13 protein-coding genes are annotated in these 15,999 nt (G+C 73.6%); 10 read left to right on the forward strand and 3 right to left on the reverse strand.

All coding sequences use genetic code 11. From position 1 onward, the window contains the following. Positions 1 to 8 precede the first annotated feature (8 nt). The 3 genes from ACZ6O5_RS06050 to ACZ6O5_RS06060 all read left to right on the forward strand — a co-directional run bounded on the left by ACZ6O5_RS06050 (position 9) and on the right by ACZ6O5_RS06060 (position 4,703). On the forward strand, positions 9 to 746 hold the full coding sequence (locus ACZ6O5_RS06050; RefSeq protein ID WP_465975038.1) for a phosphatase PAP2 family protein: 738 nt from the start codon (positions 9 to 11) through the stop codon (positions 744 to 746). Positions 747 to 831: 85 nt separating this feature from the next. Then, complete coding sequence (locus ACZ6O5_RS06055; RefSeq protein WP_465974751.1) at positions 832 to 3,390, forward strand: glycosyl hydrolase family 18 protein; 2,559 nt, start codon at positions 832 to 834, stop codon at positions 3,388 to 3,390. A gap of 74 nt (positions 3,391 to 3,464) precedes the next feature. Beyond that, positions 3,465 to 4,703 carry an APC family permease gene (locus ACZ6O5_RS06060; RefSeq protein WP_465974753.1) on the forward strand — a complete coding sequence of 413 codons (1,239 nt, stop codon included), beginning with the start codon at positions 3,465 to 3,467 and terminating at the stop codon, positions 4,701 to 4,703. Between the two features lie 7 nt (positions 4,704 to 4,710). Here the strand turns inward: ACZ6O5_RS06060 and ACZ6O5_RS06065 are convergent, their stop codons facing one another. Next, on the reverse strand, positions 4,711 to 6,471 hold the full coding sequence (locus ACZ6O5_RS06065) for a potassium channel family protein (protein ID WP_465974755.1): 1,761 nt from the start codon (positions 6,469 to 6,471) through the stop codon (positions 4,711 to 4,713). 88 nt (positions 6,472 to 6,559) lie between these two features. Here ACZ6O5_RS06065 and ACZ6O5_RS06070 point away from each other — a divergent pair, with 88 nt between their 5' ends. The 7 genes from ACZ6O5_RS06070 (at position 6,560) to ACZ6O5_RS06100 (ending at position 12,229) form a co-directional block, all read left to right on the forward strand. Beyond that, entirely contained in the window at positions 6,560 to 7,045 is a 486-nt protein-coding gene (locus ACZ6O5_RS06070) for an MSMEG_6728 family protein (protein ID WP_465974757.1), read from the forward strand. A 24-nt stretch (positions 7,046 to 7,069) separates the two neighbouring features. After that, positions 7,070 to 7,540, forward strand: coding sequence for a hypothetical protein (locus tag ACZ6O5_RS06075; RefSeq protein ID WP_465974759.1), 471 nt, complete (start codon positions 7,070 to 7,072; stop codon positions 7,538 to 7,540). A 59-nt stretch (positions 7,541 to 7,599) separates the two neighbouring features. After that, complete coding sequence (locus tag ACZ6O5_RS06080) at positions 7,600 to 9,132, forward strand: FAD-dependent oxidoreductase (RefSeq protein ID WP_465975040.1); 1,533 nt, start codon at positions 7,600 to 7,602, stop codon at positions 9,130 to 9,132. 40 nt (positions 9,133 to 9,172) lie between these two features. Next, complete coding sequence (locus ACZ6O5_RS06085; protein WP_465974761.1) at positions 9,173 to 10,291, forward strand: hypothetical protein; 1,119 nt, start codon at positions 9,173 to 9,175, stop codon at positions 10,289 to 10,291. 211 nt (positions 10,292 to 10,502) lie between these two features. Further along, a complete protein-coding gene (locus tag ACZ6O5_RS06090; protein WP_465974763.1) occupies positions 10,503 to 10,943 on the forward strand; it encodes an HNH endonuclease in 441 nt (146 codons plus the stop codon). A 405-nt stretch (positions 10,944 to 11,348) separates the two neighbouring features. Continuing rightward, positions 11,349 to 11,645 (forward strand): hypothetical protein, encoded by a 297-nt coding sequence (locus tag ACZ6O5_RS06095; protein WP_465974765.1) that lies wholly within the window; start codon positions 11,349 to 11,351, stop codon positions 11,643 to 11,645. A gap of 32 nt (positions 11,646 to 11,677) precedes the next feature. Beyond that, a complete protein-coding gene (locus ACZ6O5_RS06100; protein WP_465974767.1) occupies positions 11,678 to 12,229 on the forward strand; it encodes a peroxiredoxin-like family protein in 552 nt (183 codons plus the stop codon). Positions 12,230 to 12,687: 458 nt separating this feature from the next. On the opposite strand, the gene ACZ6O5_RS06105 is transcribed toward ACZ6O5_RS06100, so the two are convergent. Then, positions 12,688 to 13,455 (reverse strand): enoyl-CoA hydratase/isomerase family protein, encoded by a 768-nt coding sequence (locus tag ACZ6O5_RS06105; protein WP_465974769.1) that lies wholly within the window; start codon positions 13,453 to 13,455, stop codon positions 12,688 to 12,690. Between the two features lie 77 nt (positions 13,456 to 13,532). Beyond that, positions 13,533 to 15,926 (reverse strand): M4 family metallopeptidase, encoded by a 2,394-nt coding sequence (locus tag ACZ6O5_RS06110; protein ID WP_465974771.1) that lies wholly within the window; start codon positions 15,924 to 15,926, stop codon positions 13,533 to 13,535. Positions 15,927 to 15,999: the final 73 nt, after the last annotated feature.

Here is a 15,999-nt window from a genome sequence, read left to right on the forward strand (position 1 = left end):
GCCGCGACCTGCGGCTGCGGCCCGTCCGACCGGCCGGTTGGTGGTGCGACGGGCTGCTGCTCGCCGCGCTGGTGGCGCTGACCGTGGCGCTCGCCGCCGGGCACCTGTTCGGGCTGGACCGGGCGGTCGCCGACTGGTCGGCCGCGCACCGGCCGACCGCCGCCCGGTGGGTGGCGATGGCGTTCAACCTGCTCGGCCAGGGCACCCCGCTGACGCTGCTGGCGGCCGGGCTGGGCGTGCTGCTGGCGTGGCGGGTGCGCTCGGTGCGGGCGGTGCTGCCGCCGGTGACCGCGTTCGTGCTGACGTTCTTCACCATCGGCCCGTTGAAGGTGTGGACGGCCCGCCCGGCGCCGAGCGCCAGCGTCAAGGAGCCGTTCCTTCCGCCCGAGCAGACGCTGCCGCTGTTCCAGCACGAGTTGCCGGTGCGCTTCGCCCAGTCGTACCCGTCGGGGCACGTGGCGAACGCGATCGTCTGGTACGGCGTGCTCGCCCTGCTGCTGGTGCCGCTGCTGCGCACGGTCGGCCGCGTCGTGCCGGCCGGGCTGGTCACCGTGGTCCGGGTGGTGCCCCCGACGGTGGTCTTCTGCACCACCGTCTACCTGGGCTGGCACTGGCTCACCGACTCGGTCGCCGGGTTGCTGCTCGGGCTGCTGCTGGACCGGCTGCTGCGCCGGGTGCCCTGGAACGCCCTGCCGCTGCCGGCGCGGCTCGGCGGCTGGGCCCGGCCGGTCGACCAGCTCGACTGAAAATCCGCCTCTTGTCCCGGCGCATCGACGCCGGTATACATTTAGCAACCTTAACAGTTAAGTTTGTTAAATGTAGGAGGTGCACGTGTTGGCGAGACGACTCAGCCGCTGGCTGTCGGCCGGCGCCGCCGGTCTGCTGACCGCGGCCATGGCGGTGGTGGTGGCCGCCCCGGACGCCCGGTCGGCCGTCGCCGACGACGAGGCGTGCCGGCCCGACGGGCTCTACCGCACGCCCGGGGTGTCGGTGCCCTACTGCACCGTCTACGACACCGCCGGCCGGGAGAAGATGGGCGCGGACCACACCCGCCGGATCATCGGCTACTTCACCAGTTGGCGGACCGGCCGCAACGGCGCCCCGGCCTACCTGGTCAACCAGATCCCGTGGCAGAAGGTCACCCACATCAACTACGCGTTCGCGCACGTCGACGGCACCAACAAGATCTCCGTCGGCAACCCGGCCGCCGCGAACAACCCGGCCACGAACATGACCTGGCCCGGCGTGGCCGGCGCCGAGATGGACCCGGCCCTGCCCTACACCGGCCACTTCAACCTGCTCAACAAGTACAAGAAGCAGCACCCGAACGTCCGCACGCTGATCAGCGTCGGCGGCTGGGCCGAGACCGGCGGCTTCATCGACGACAGCGGCAACCGGCTCGACTCCGGCGGCTTCTACCGGATGACCACCACCGGCACCAACACGGTCAACACCGCCGGCATCACCACGTTCGCCGACTCGGTGGTGACGTTCCTGCGCACGTACGGCTTCGACGGGGTGGACATCGACTACGAGTACCCCACCTCGAACAACAAGGCCGGCAACCCGCTCGACTTCGCCCAGGCCGACGCCAAGCGGGCCGGCCTCAACGCCTCGTACCAGGTGCTGATGCGCACGCTGCGGGAGAAGCTCGACCGGGCCGCCGCCACCGACGGCCGGCACTACCTGCTCACCGTGGCCGCGCCCGCGTCCGGCTGGCTGCTGCGCGGCATGGAGTCCTACCAGGCGTTGCAGTACCTCGACTACGTCAACGCGATGTCCTACAACCTGCACGGCGCGTGGAACCACTTCGTCGGGCCGAACGCGGCGCTCCACGACAACGGCGACGACGCCGAGCTGGCCGCCGGCGGCGTGTACGGCGCGTACTCCGGCATCGGCTACCTGAACACCGACTGGGCGTACCACTACTTCCGGGGCGCGCTGCCCAGCGGCCGGGTGAACATCGGCGTGCCCTACTACACCCGGGGCTGGCAGGGCGTCACCGGCGGCACCAACGGGCTGTGGGGGCGGGCCGCGCTGCCCGACCAGACGAAGTGCCCGGCCGGCACCGGCGGCTCGATCGGCTCCACCACCCCCTGCGGCAACGGCGCGGTCGGCATCGACAACCTCTGGCACGACCTCGACGCCGCCGGCAACGAGGTGCCCGGCGGCGCCAACCCGATGTGGCACGCGAAGAACCTCCAGGCCGGCATCACCGGCGACTACCTGACCGGGTACGGCCTCACCCCGGCCACCGACCCGGCCGACCGGATCAGCGGCAGCTACACCCGCAACTACTCGGCCGCGCTGGCCGCGCCCTGGCTGTGGAACGCCGACAAGAAGGTCTTCCTCTCCACCGAGGACGACCAGTCGCTCGCCGCCAAGGCCGACTACGTGGCCGCCAAGGGCATCGGCGGCGTGATGATCTGGGAACTGGCCGGCGACTACGGCTACGACGCCGCCAAGGGCCGGTACGGCATGGGCGACACGCTCACCACGCTGCTCTACGACAAGCTGAAGACCGCACCGGCGTACGGCGCCCGCAAGGCGGGCATCACCATGCCCACCCGGACGCTGGACGTGGCGGTCGACATGGGCGGCTTCGCGCTCGGCGACAACAACTACCCGATCAACCCCGAGCTGCGGCTGACCAACAACACCGGCGCGCCGATCCCGGCCGGCGCGCAACTGGAGTTCGACTACCCGACCACCACCCCGGCCACGCTCAGCCAGCAGTCCGGCTGGGCGCTCACCACGGTCTCCACCGGCCACACCGGCAGCAACGTGGGTGGCCTGAAGGGCGACCACAACCGGGTACGCCTCACCGTGCCGGCCGCCATCGCGCCCGGGGCGTACGCCGAGGTGACGCTCAACTACCAGCTCCCGATCTCCGGCCCGGCCAACTTCACGCTCGCGTTCGGCGGCCAGACGTACGCGCTGGCCGCGGACCGGGCGCGCGGTGGCGAGGTGGTCAGCCCGTCGCCGAGCCCGACCGGCTCCACCCCGCCCGGCGGGGGCACCTGCACCGCGCCGGCCTGGTCGGCGGCCACCGCGTACTCCGGTGGGGCGACCGTGTCGTACGCCGGGCGCACCTGGACCGCGAAGTGGTGGACCCAGGGCGAGACGCCGGGCAGCGCGGCGGTCTGGGCCGACCAGGGCGCCTGCGCCGGCTCCCCGACGCCCACCGCCTCCCCGACGCCCACCGGCACGCCCTCGCCGACGCCCACCGGCGGGACCTGCACCGCGCCGGCCTGGGCTGCCGGCACGGCGTACTCCGGTGGTGCGGTGGTGTCCCACGGCGGGCACCGGTGGACCGCGCGGTGGTGGACCCAGGGCGACGTCCCGGGGACCAACAGCCAGGGCGTCTGGACCGACAACGGCCCCTGCTGACCTCGATCCCGGTGCCGCCGGCGGAATCCCGTCGGCGGCACCGGCCGTTCACGTCCGGCCCCTAGGCTGCCGGTGTGGAACAGCTGGCACGCCGGCTCGGCGTACCCGACGCGGTCGTCATCGGTCTGGGGGCGATGCTCGGCGCGGGCGTCTTCGTGGTCTTCGCGCCGGCCGCGTCGGCGGCCGGCGGCACCGGGCTCCTGGTCGCGCTCGCGTTGGCCGGCTTCGTCGCGTTCTGCAACGCCACCAGCTCGGCGCGGCTCGCCGCCCGCTACCCGGAGTCCGGCGGCACCTACGTGTACGGCCGGGAACGCCTGCACCCGTTCGCCGGCTTCCTCGCCGGCTGGGGGTTCGTGGTCGGCAAGACGGCGAGCTGCGCGGCCATGGCGCTGACCGTCGGGGCCTACCTGTGGCCGGGGCGGGCGCGGCTCGTCGCGGTCCTCGCGGTGGTGGCGGTGACCGCGGTGAACCTGCGCGGCATCGGCAAGACCGCGACCGCCACCCGGATCCTGGTCGCGGTGGTGCTCACCGTGCTGGCCGTGGTGGCGGTGACCGGCGCGCCGCAGGTGACTGTCGACCGGCTCACCGCCTCCGCCGACGTCGGGGCGCACGGCGTGCTCACCGCCGCCGGCCTGCTCTTCTTCGCGTTCGCCGGGTACGCGCGGATCGCCACGCTGGGCGAGGAGGTCCGCGACCCGGGGCGCACCATCCCCCGCGCGGTGCCGCTGGCGCTCGGCGCGGTGCTGGCGATCTACCTGACGCTGGCCGTGGTCGCGCTCGGCGTGCTGGGCACCGACCGGCTGGCCGCCTCCCCGGCGCCACTGGTCGACGTGGTGACCGCCGCCGGCCACCCCGGACTGGCCTGGCTGGTCCGGGCCGGGGCCACCGTCGCGGTGACCGGGGTGCTGCTCTCGCTGCTGGCCGGCGTCGGGCGCACCACGCTGGCGATGGCCCGCCGGCGCGACCTGCCGGGCGCGCTGGCCGCCGTGCACCCCCGCCACCGGGTGCCGCACCGGGCCGAGCTGGCCGTGGCCGCCGTGGTGATCGTGGTGGTGGCGCTCGCCGACGTCCGGGGCGCGATCGGATTCTCCAGCTGCACCGTGCTTGTCTACTACGCGATCACCAACGCCGCCGCGCTGACGCTCGACCGTGACCCGGCCCGCAAGCTGCCGGTGCGGGCGCTCGCGGCCCTGGGGCTGGCGGGCTGCCTACTGCTCGCGGTCAACCTGCCGCTGCCCAGCGTGCTCGGCGGCTTCGGCGTGCTCGCTCTCGGCGCGCTCTGGTACGCCCTCCGCCGCACCCGCACGACCTGAACCCGGGTCACTCGTCCGGGTGTCTGGGCGGCGGCACGGGCGTGGTCTCGCGCAGCAGGGCGGTCAGCCCGGCCCGCCGGGCCACCACCGTCAGCCGGTCGCCGGCGTGCACCACCACGCGCGGATCGACCGACCAGTCGCCCTTCTGCCCGGCCCGGGTGTGCGCCAGCAGGCGCACCTCGCCGGGGCGGGCCACCGCGCCGAGCGGACGCCCGTCCAGCGGCGAGCCGGCCACCACCGGCACCTCGGTGACCAGCAACGCGTGTCGGTCGACCGGAATGGTGGCGATCACCGCGCGGTCCAGCAGGGCCGCCGCGAACGACGGCGCGGCCAGGTAGGAGACGCTGCGCGAGATGCCGATGCCGAACGCCTGCTGGATCCGCTCGGCGAAGTCGCCGTCGAACAGCCGCAGCACCACCCGCAGGTCGGGGTCGAGGGAACGGGCGATCAGCGCGGCGCGCAGGTTCGCCCCGTCGTCGGTGGAGACCACCACCAGCGCCTGGCTGGTGTCGACCGAGGCGGAGCGGAGCGTCTCCTCCAGGCCGGCGTCACCGACGATCACCGGCACCCCGAGCCGGTGCGCCAGCGCCGCGCCGCGCGCGTCCGGGTTCTTGTCGATGGCCACCACCTCGACGCCGAAGTCGTGCAACTGGGCCATCACCCGGGTGCCGATGTTGCCCAGCCCGACCACCACCACGTGCCCGGAGCGGTCCGGCTGGATCCGGCCGGTGTGCAGGGCCAGCCGGGCGTTGACGATGCCGTCGACCACGGCGGCCGTGATCAGCGGGATCAACGCCAGCCCGGCCAGGTTCAGCACCACCTGCATGACCTGCGCGGCGACCGGCTTGTTGACGTCCGGGTCCTGGCCGCTGAGCGTGGTGACCAGGGTGAGGTAGAGCGCCTCACCCCAGGTGACCGCCGCCGCGCGGGCGTTCAGCCAGCCCAGCACCGCGATCACCCCGAGCAGCACCAGCACCGCGATGCCGATCTTGCGGGTGGCGAAGCTACGGATCGCGCGGAGCAGCACCTCCACCGGCTGCCGGCGTCGCCGGGCCCGCACCAGCCGGCGCGCGGCCAGCTCGGTGCCGGGCGGCCGGCCGGTCGCCTCGGCCAGCACCACGTCGGCCGTGGCCTCGTCGGCGGGCAGCACCCGGACCAGCTCCGGGTCGGTCGTGACGGCCAGGCCGCAGACCACGTCCTGCGGGCGTACGTCGGCGCGGCGGGCCACGTAGAGGGTACGGCCGGCGTGCCGGAAGTGGGTCGGGGCCAGCTCGCCCAGCGCGGCGGCGACGAAGGCGGGCGCGGCCATCGACGCGTCGGAGAGCACCGCAGAGCCGGGGAAGAGCTGCCGCAGCCCGTCCGCCAGGTTGGTGTTGAACATCCGGGCCACCAGGCGCAGCCGGGGCTCGACCTCCTGGGCGCAGAGCGCGGCGTGCATGTTGCCCACGTCGTCCTGGTGCAGCAGGGCCAGGCCGTCCGCGTCGGCCAGCCCGGCCCGGCGGAACGTGGCCTCGTCGAGCCGGTCCGCCGCGACCACGCGTACCCCGGGCACGTCCCGCCCGTCCGGGCCGTCGGAGCGGCGGCGCTCCGGCACCACGAGCGTGACCCGCACCTGACCGGCGGTCGGGCCGGCGCCCAGCAACGCCCGGACCACCCAGTAGGCCAGCGGGTCGGAGCCGCAGACCACGAAGTGGGGGCGCTCGTCGCCGTTCGAGCGGAGCCGCCACCCGGTCGCGCGGCGCGCACGGTCGCGCAGGGGCTCGGCCATGCCCGGATCGTAGTCAGCCGCTCGCGGCACGCACAGCCCCCTGCGATCTTGAAGGCATGGTGCCGCCGGGTACGGGTAGAGCACCGCCATGCAGACGTTCCTGCCGTATCCGGACTTCCTGGCCAGCGCCCGGGCCCTGGACCAGAAGCGGCTGGGCAAGCAGCGCGTGGAGGCCATCCAGGTGCTGCGTGGGCTGACCCGCCCGGACTACGGCTGGCGCAACCACCCGGCGGTGAAGATGTGGGCCGGGTACGAGGAGGCGCTCACCCGATACGGGCTGGACATGTGCGCGGTGTGGTGCGAGCCCGGCCGGGCGGACACCTGCGCCGCCACGCTCGCCACCGACCTCGCCACCGCCTGCGGCCTCACCACGATCCGAACCCAGGACGCGCTGGCCACCACCGGTGACCTGCCGCCCTGGCTGGGCCGCGACGACCTGCACCGCAGCCATCGGTCGTCGCTGCTGCGCAAGGATCCCGCCCACTACGCGCCGCTCTTCCCCGCCGACACCCCGCCCGACCTGGACTACGTCTGGCCCGCCTCGGATCGCCCCCGCCGGTGTCTGCCGGAATAGGACGCCCCCGCCTAGGCTGTGCGGATGACGACCGAACCGCGGGAGGCGGAGACGCGCATCGGTCCGGTCGGCGCGCTGCTCTGCCGAGTGCTGTTCCTGGCGATCTGTCTGGCCGGGCCGGCCCTGTTGGTGCCCGTCGTGTGGCACAGCCGGAGCCTGTCCACGGTGGACTTCTGGGGCGTACTCGGCGGGGATCTCCTGATGACGGTCGTCGGCGTCGGCTTCGGCGGCTGGGGCTTGCGCCTCGTCACCCGCTCGCGCCGCGACATGCGGCTACTCGCCGCCACCGGCGTCGCCGCCACCGCGGAGGTTCTCACGGTGGCCAACTATCTGGGTGGGGAGGAACCCGGGCTGAGACTCCGCCTGCGGATCAGTGGCCCCGGGTTCGCCGCCTTCGAGGTCGAGGCGGTCCGCGCCGACGACCCGGCCCTCGTGCCCGGGGCGCTTCTGGCCGTGGTCGTGGACCCGGCGGAACGCGTCTTCTCGTTCGTGTAGCTGAGCCCCTTCCGCACACCTCGGGCAGGATAGGAGCACTGTTGAGCGGAGGGTGGGGCGTGGGGCTGTCGCAGAAGGTTGGTCGGCTCATCGGCGTACGCGAGCACGTGGTGGACCCGGGCGGGGGTGGCGTGCCGCGCGTGCCGCGCCCGGCGTCGGCGCTGGTGGTGGGTGGTGGCATCGCCGGGATGTCGGCGGCGGTGGTGCTGGCCGAGCGCGGCGTGTCGGTGACCGTGCTGGAGGCCGCGCCGCACCTCGGCGGCCGGCTCGGCGCCTGGCCGGAGGCGCTGGCGGACGGCCCCCAGCAGAACGAGCACGGGTTCCACGCGTTCTTCCGGCAGTACTGGAACTGGCGCTCGATCCTGCGCCGCGTCGACCCGACGCTGGGGTTCCTCAAGCCGATCCCCGGCTATCCGATCCTGTCCGCGCAGTGGCCGACCGAGGAGTTCGGCAAGTTGCCGCCGGCCCCGCCGGCCAACCTGCTGGCGCTGCTGCTGCGCAGCCCGAGCCTGCGCCTGACGGACCTGCGGGCGATGGACCGGGACGCCGCGTTGCCGCTGCTCACCTACGACCCGGTGCGCACCTACGCGGAGTTCGACGAGCGGACCGCGGACGAGCTGCTCACCTCGCTGCGGCTGCCGGACCGCGCCCGCGCCATGCTGTTCGAGGTCTTCTCGCACTCGTTCTTCAACCACGAGGCGGAGATGTCGGCCGCCGAGATGATCGCCCAGTTCCACTTCTATCTGCTCGGCAACCCGGAAGGGCTGGCCTTCGACTGCCCGGACGAGGACTACGCGACGGCGATCTGGGAGCCGCTGACCCGGTACGTGGAGAAGCACGGCGGTCGGGTGCTGACCGGCACGCCGGCGGCCCGGCTGGACCGTACGCCGGAGGGCTGGCGGGTGACCGGCGTCGACGGCGACGGCTGGGAGGCCGGGCATGTGGTGCTCGCCGTCGACCCGCCGGCGCTGGCCGCGCTGGTCGACGCCTCCCCCGGCCTGGTCGCGACCGCGCCCGAGCTGGTGGCGCGGATGCCCGCGTTCGGCCGGCCCGGCCCGCCGTACGCGGTGGCGCGCTACTGGATGGACGGGGACGTCCGCCGGGACCGGGCGGTGTTCAGCGGCGTCTCCCGCCAGCCCACGCTGGACTCGGTGACGCTGTACCACCGGCTGGAGGCCGAGCCGCGCCGCTGGGCGGAGCGCACCGGCGGTTCGGTGGTGGAGTTGCACGCGTACGCCTGCGAGCCGGACGTGCCCGCCGACGAGTTGGCCGCCCGCATGCTGCGGGAGCTGACCGCGCTCTGGCCGGAGGTGGCCGACCTTCGGGTGCGTGAGCTGCGTGCCCGGGTCGAGGCGCAGGCCCCGGCGTTCACCCCGGGCAGCCACGCCGGCCGGCCGGGTGTTCGCACCGACGCCGAGGGGCTCTATCTGGCCGGGGACGGGATCCGGACCGAGTTCCCGAGCGCGTTGATGGAGCGTTCGGCGGCCACCGGGATCATCGCGGCGAACCACATCCTGCGGGCGGAGGGCGCGGCGGCCGAGCCGGTTCGGTCGATCCGTCCGCGCGGCCTGCTGGCCGGCCGGTCCCGATGATCCGTCGATAAACGGTCAAATCACGCATTAAGGTCAAGCGGTGAGCACCGCGACGCGGACGGAGGAGCGGCGGGACGAACGTTCGGTCGTGGTCACCGCGCTGCGGCTCGGCTGGTCCATGGCGGACGCCTACCACCACGCGCAGACCGCCGACCTGACCGACGGCGGGGACCGACCGGCGACCGCCCCGGCGAAACTGTCCAACCTGACCGAGATGTCGGGGCGGCACCGGCTCGGCATGTACCTGGACGGCGTGGACGTGGCGCTGGCCCGGATCGCCGCGCTGACCCCGGCCGGCCGGGTGCTGCCGGCGACCGCCGCCGCCCGGCGGGCCGCCGGGGTGGACCGCGAGCCGCTGCTGTTCGCGCTCGACGAGCTGAACGTCGACGTGCTGCGCTGGACGATGGCCACCGACCACCGGGTCGGGGTGGCGTACCGGCTCGGCCGTTCGCTCGCCGACACGGTCCGGCGCGGCGACGGCACCGAACTGGTCCGGCGGTTCGGCGGGCGGCAGATCCAGCTCAGCCGGTGGCTGGAGGAGCTGGCCAGCGTGCTGCCGCCGTACTCGGCGGCGGTGGTGCGCCGCTCGCTGGCCGCCTGGACCACCGCCGTCGGTCGCGCCTCGGTCGGCGACCCGACCGAGGCCGGGCTCGCCGAGCTGGCCCGCGAGCTGCGCAACCAGGGCGACCTGTGGCAGGACGTGCTGACCGGCGGCCTGCATCCGCGGGACCTGCTGGACGAGGAGAACTGGGCGGTGGTAGCCCGGAACCTGATCATCCGGGACCGGAAGCTGGTGGCGCAGGCGGCCCGGGGCATCTTCTGGCCGGTGCTGGCGCCGCTGCTGGTGGTGCTGCTGGCGGTGGTCGGGGCCAGCGCCGCCGCGGCGGTCGGCTCCCCCACCACCCGGGCGGCGGTGGCGCTCGTCGGTCTCGGGGCCGGGCTCACCGCGATCTGGCGGTCGATCTCCACCCCGACGCTGTCGGTGGCCGCCGAGGTGAACCGGCCGCTGCTGGAGAGCGAGCTGGTGGCGCAGATGAGCGCCCGGATCGACCGCCCGCTCACCGCCGCCCGCCGGGCCGGACGGGCCGGCCGGCAGCGACCACCCTCCGACGGGAGATCGAAATACGTTGCCCACGTCTCCGGCGTGGACCTACCGTGAACGCGCAAGGTCAACCACCGCTCCGGGAGCCGTCCATGTCGCTGCGATCCGCCACCACGAAGACGTCGTGGCTGCTCGGCGACGGCTGCCCCGGGTCCGGACGGCCCGACTGACGCGCACGTCGCGCGCCCACGTCGTCGCCGCCCGGTCCCCGTGGACCGGGCGGCTTTTTCGTCGCCGCACCACCTACCGATCGTGAAGGGAGAGCCCGGTGGACGCCGTCCTCGTCATCAACGCCGACCTCGGCCCGCTGCACCGGGTCACCGTCCAGCACGCGATCCGGATGCTCTGCCGCCGGGTCGCGGAGATCCACGAGTCCGAGCCGGACCGGCTCATCGGCGTCTTCCCGATGCCGCGGGTGGTCCGCCTCGTCCGGTACGTGGTGACGCGCTGGCGGTTCAGCGCCGCCCCGGCCTGGTCCCGGGCCGGGGTGCTGGCCCGCGACGGCCGGCGGTGCGCCTACTGCGACCGCCCGGCCAGCACGGTCGACCACATCGTGCCCCGCTCCCGCGGCGGCCGTAACACCTGGGGGAACACCACCGCCGCCTGCTACGCGTGCAACCAGCGCAAGGGTGACCGGACCCCGGCCGAGGCGGGCATGCCGCTGCGGCGGGAGCCGGCGACGCCGAGCTGGGTCGCGCTGGCGCGGTGACGGACGGCCGGCGGGCACAGGGGGCGGCGCCGGGGGTACGCCTCCGGCGCGGCGCCCGCCGGCCCCACCGTCACCGGTCCCCGGGACTCGACCGTCACCGGTCGAGGTGGCGGGCGAGTCCGCCGAGCAGGAGGTCGAGTCCGCCGTCGAACTCGTCGTCCGGGCCGACCGCACCGGCCGCGCGCGCGGTCTCGGCCAGCAGGGGAAGTCTTCCGGGGGCAGCGCCGCGATGACCGCCGTACCGGGGTCGGCCAGTGCGCCGAGGTGCTCCATCTGGATCGCGCCGACCACGTAGCCGAGCAGGGCGCGGAACGCGACCACCCGGCGGGTGCCGACGAGACCGGCCCGGGTCAGCACCGCGAGCACCGCCTCGCCCCAGCGCAGGATGCCGGGTGAGCGGTGGCGGTGCGCGGGGAGCAGCGGCACCACGGCCGGGTGGGCCCCGACCGCGACGCGCACCCGGCCGACCAGGTCCCGGATGCCGTCCGGCCACGGGACGTCTACCGGCGGACGCGTGTCGACCCGGTCGAGAACCCGCTCGACGACCAACGACTCCAGTTCGTCGCGGTCGGCGACGTAGCGGTAGAGGCCCATCGTGCTGGTGCCGAGCTGCGCACCGACCGCCCGCATGGTGAGGCCGGCGAGGCCGTCCCGGTCGAGCACCGCGAGCGCCGCGTCGGCGAGCTGGGCCGGGGGTTGTAGGAGTACGTCGTACGCCTACAACGGGAGCGCGCATGGACGTCATCACGCCACGCCACCTGACCAGCGTCACCGGCGACAGGATCGCCCTGCCGGACGCCGCCCGCCTGGTCCATCTCCAGTTCCGCCGCTTCGCCGGCTGCCCGGTATGCAACCTCCATCTACGGTCGGTCGTGCGCCGGCACGCCGACATCGAGGCGGCCGGCGTACGGGAGGTGGTGCTCTTCCACTCCCCCGCCGACGAGCTGCGCGAGCACGTCGCCGAGCTGCCGTTCGCCGTGGTGGCCGACCCCGAGCGGCTCCTCTACCGGGAGTTCGGCGTGGAGTCCGCGCGACGGTCGCTGCTCGATCCGCGCGCCTGGTCGCCGATCCTGCGCGCCGTGGCGAGCGGCACCTGGCACGTGCTGCGCGGTCGGGAGCGCCTGCCGTCCACCACGCCGCACGGCGGGCGCCTCGGGCTGCCGGCCGACTTCCTCATCGCCCCCGACGGCCGGGTGCTCGCCGCCAAACACGGCGAGCACGCCTACGACCAGTGGTCGGTCGACGAGCTACTCGCACACGTCAGCGCGAGCCGATCCGCGCGCTGATCCGCAGGTCCCGGCGGCGTCCCGGTCGGGAGGGGCGGTGGTCCAGGCCCCGGTCGCTTATCGGCTCTGACCAGTGTCGCTCCGCGTAAGAACGCCTTGCGCCGCCGAGTTCACCTCGCGCCGCCTTTGCTCTGCAGCCACGGAAGCACCTTGCACGTACCGTGACAACGACAGGTCGATCGCCGCCGCGCCGCGTGGATCGAACACCCTGTTCAGCGCCATGATGCGCCGGTGGTTGCAGAGCAAAGGGGGGCGGAGGACCACGCCCACCCCCGCGCCCGCCGGCACGCTGGGTGACGATCGCGCGAAGTCACGCACAGTAACAAGTGGATGCGGGCGGCGAAGGGCGATGCCGATCAGGACCAGCCCGATCGGAGCGAGACCGAGCAGCGCCTGACCGATGGCCAACGTCAGCGGGAACCGGTCAACGGGACGAGCAAGCGCCGGCCACAAGACGGTCAGCGAGGGGCCGGCGGCGTCCAGCCGAAGCGCGGCGACCGGCGTTCGTTGGCCGCCGCCACCCCCTCGCGGGCCTCGCCGCTGTCCCGCACCTGCGCGTGCCACCAGGCGATCCGGTCGGCGTCGGCGCGCCCGTCGATGATCTCCTTGGCGGCGGTCACGGTGAGCCGGGAACGCCCGGCCACGGTGGCGGTCAGCGCCGCCACCCGGTCGGCGAGCGCGGTGGCCGGCAGCACCTCGTCGACCAGGCCGATCCGCAGCGCCCGCTCGGCGTCGACGAGGTCGCCGGTGAACAGCAGGTGCTTGGCGGCGGACGGCCCGACCAGGCCGGCCAGCCGGCGGGTGGTCGGCGCGGGATAGACCAGGCCGAGCCGCGCCGGCGGTACGCCGAACCGGGCGTCCGACGTGGCGAGCCGCAGGTCACAGGCGACGGCGAGCTGGCAGCCGCCACCGACGCAGGCGCCCTCGATCGCGGCGACCGTGGGGCGGCCGAACGCGGCGAGCCGTTCCTCGGCGGCCACCGCGATGCTGCCGTCGCCGGCGGCCAGCAGCTCGTCCAGGTCGCCGAGGTCGGCGCCGGCGCAGAACGTGCCGGCCGCGCCGGTGAGCACCAGCACCCGGACCGCCGGGTCCGCCTCCAGGCCGTCGAGCAGCACCGGGAGCTGCCGCCACATGGCTGGGGTCATGGCGTTGCGCCGGGCCGGGTTTCGGATCACCACGGTCGCCACCGGGCCGTCCACCGTGACGGTCAACTCCGCGTCGGACATGGTGCGACCGTAACGGGCGGGGCCCGGCGACCACCCGCGTGGGGGTGGCCGCCGGGCCCCGGGGTCGGGCGGTCAGGTCAGGAGACGTCGACCGCGGTGTCGTCGATGACGAACGACGTCTGGAGGGACGCGTCCTCGGTGCCGGTGAACTTCAGCGTCACGGTCTGCCCGGCGTACGCGGCCAGGGAGAACGACTTCTGGCTGTAGCCGGTGGCCTTGTTCAGGTTCGAGTAGGTCGCCAGCGTCGCCAGCACCGTGCCGGACGAGTTGAGCACCTGCACGTTCAGCTTGTCGTACTGCACGCTGGTGGTGGACTCGGCCGAGTCGATGTGCAGCCAGAAGCTGAAGTTGTAGGTCGAGCAGCCGCTCGGCAGCGCCACCGACTGCGCGACGTTCTCGTTGCTGCTGTAGCCGTAGCCGTTCAGCCAGGCGAACCGGGTGCCGCCGTGCGCCGACTGGCCGCTGAAGGCGCCGATCGCGCCGGTGGTGCCGGTCCACGGGCTGGTGCCGGTCTCGAAGCCCGGGTTGCCGAGCTTCTGGCCGGCGCCGGTGCAGCCGCCGCCGGTGCCGGTGACGGTCAGCGAGTACGTGGCGGACTTCGCACCCGACGTCGCGTTGCCGGTGACCGTCACCGAGTAGGTGCCGGTCGGCGTGCTCGCGCTGGTGGCGATGGTGAGCGTGGACGAGCCGCCCGAGGTCACCGAGGCGGGGCTGAACGACGCGGTGGCGCCGGTCGGCAGGCCGGACGCGGAGAACGTCACGGTCTGCGCGGTCCCGCTGGTGGTGGCGGTGGCGACGGTGGCGGTGGCGGAACCGCCCTGGACGACCGAGCCGGCGGTCGGGGAGAGCGACACGGAGAAGTCGTTCCCGGTGGAGCTGCACGGCGCGTCGCTGCCGGCCACGTTCACCGCGGTCCACGCCGCCTGGACGGCCTTGTACTCGGTGGAGCAGTTGCCGTACAGGTCGGTCGCCGCCCGCAGGCTGTACGCGCGGGCCGTGTTCGACGGGGTGGTGGTGTTCACGTACGAGGTGTTCGAGGTGAAGTACACGTCGAGCGCCCGGTACCAGATCTTCTCCGCCTTGGCGCGACCGATGCCGGTCACCGCCGGGGCCGAGCCGCAGACCGGCGAGGTGCCGTACGCGGTGGCGCCGGTGCCCTCGGCCAGGTTGAAGTAGAAGTGGTTGCCCACGCCGGAGGAGTAGTGCACGTCCTTGTTCTTCGTGCTGGTGGACCAACACGAGTCGGACGAGCCGTCCAGCGACGGGTTGTACATGTAGCGCAGCGGCGTGCCGTTGCCGTTGATGTTGATCTTCTCGCCGACCTGGTAGTCACCCGGGTCGCTGGGCGCGGCGGCGTAGAACTCCATCATGTTGCCGAAGATGTCGCTGGTGGCCTCGTTGAGGCCGCCGGACTCACCGGAGTAGACCAGGCCGGACAGCGCCTCGGTGACGCCGTGGCTCATCTCGTGGCCGGCCACGTCCAGCGAGACCAGCGGACGGGAGTTGCTCGACCCGTCGCCGTAGGTCATCTGGGACCCGTCCCAGAACGCGTTGACGTAGTTGTTGCCGTAGTGCACCCGGCTCGGCACGCCCTGACCGTTGCCGAAGATGCCGTTGCGGCCGTGCACGTTCTTGAAGTAGTCGAACGTCTTCGCGGCGCCGAAGTGGGCGTCCACGGCGGCCGACTGCCGGTTGGAGTTGGCGCCGTTGCCCCACGCGTTGTCGGCGTCGGTGAACGTGGTGCAGGTCGAGGTGCCGTTGTTCATGTCGCAGGTACGGCCGTTGCCGTGCGACGGGTCGATCATCGAGTAGGTGCTGCCGGAGAGCGTGGTGTCGATGCTGACCGAACCGGTGTAGATGCCCTGGCCGCTGCCGACCACCGACTCGATCTCGTCGTACGAGCCGATCACCTTGCCGGTGGTGGCGTCCGTGACGACGTGCAGCTTCGACGGCGTCTGCTTGTCCGCCTTCCAGCCGGAGGCGACCGTCTCCCAGGCCAGCCGGCCCTTGCCGCTGCTGGCGTCCACGAACAGCTCGGGCGCGCCGACCGAGGTGAGGCTGCCGGAGAACGCCTTGCGCGCGCTGGCCTTGGCGGCGTCCGCGCCGACCTTGGCGCTGGTGCCGAGCGTCAGCGGGGCGGACAGGCCGACCGAGGTGCCGCTCATGGTGCCGTTCGGGGCGGTGTGCACGACGAAGTCGCCGCCGTATACCCGCAGGCCCTGGTAGGTCCGGGTGTAGCGGGTGTGCGCCGCCCCGGAGGGGTCGACCTTGGTGCGGACGGCCTGGTACGCCTCCCCGCCGGCACCCTGCACAGCACCGGGGTTGGCGCGGAGCAGGCTGTCGGCGCGCGCCGCGGCGGCACGCTCGGGGCTGGGGGCGCTGGGCGCTGCCGCTTGCGCCGTGCTGGTGACGCAGGCCAGCACGCCGCTGGTGAGCAGCGCTGCGCTGACGGCGGCGACGGTTCTTTTCACATGCCCTCCTGAAAGGAAGTTGTGACGGGGGTAGTCACTCATGTAGATATAGCTGAGACATCGACAGCCGTGA

The organism is Micromonospora sp. NPDC049201, from assembly GCF_055586805.1.

Excerpts from the sequence above, each read along its gene's own strand:
- ACZ6O5_RS06065 (WP_465974755.1), bottom strand. The coding sequence starts at position 6,471 with ATGGCCGAGCCCCTGCGCGACCGTGCGCGCCGCGCGACCGGGTGGCGG.
- ACZ6O5_RS06075 (WP_465974759.1), top strand. The coding sequence starts at position 7,070 with ATGACGACCGAACCGCGGGAGGCGGAGACGCGCATCGGTCCGGTCGGC.
- ACZ6O5_RS06070 (WP_465974757.1), top strand. The coding sequence starts at position 6,560 with ATGCAGACGTTCCTGCCGTATCCGGACTTCCTGGCCAGCGCCCGGGCC.
- ACZ6O5_RS06105 (WP_465974769.1), bottom strand. The coding sequence starts at position 13,455 with ATGTCCGACGCGGAGTTGACCGTCACGGTGGACGGCCCGGTGGCGACC.
- ACZ6O5_RS06100 (WP_465974767.1), top strand. The coding sequence starts at position 11,678 with ATGGACGTCATCACGCCACGCCACCTGACCAGCGTCACCGGCGACAGG.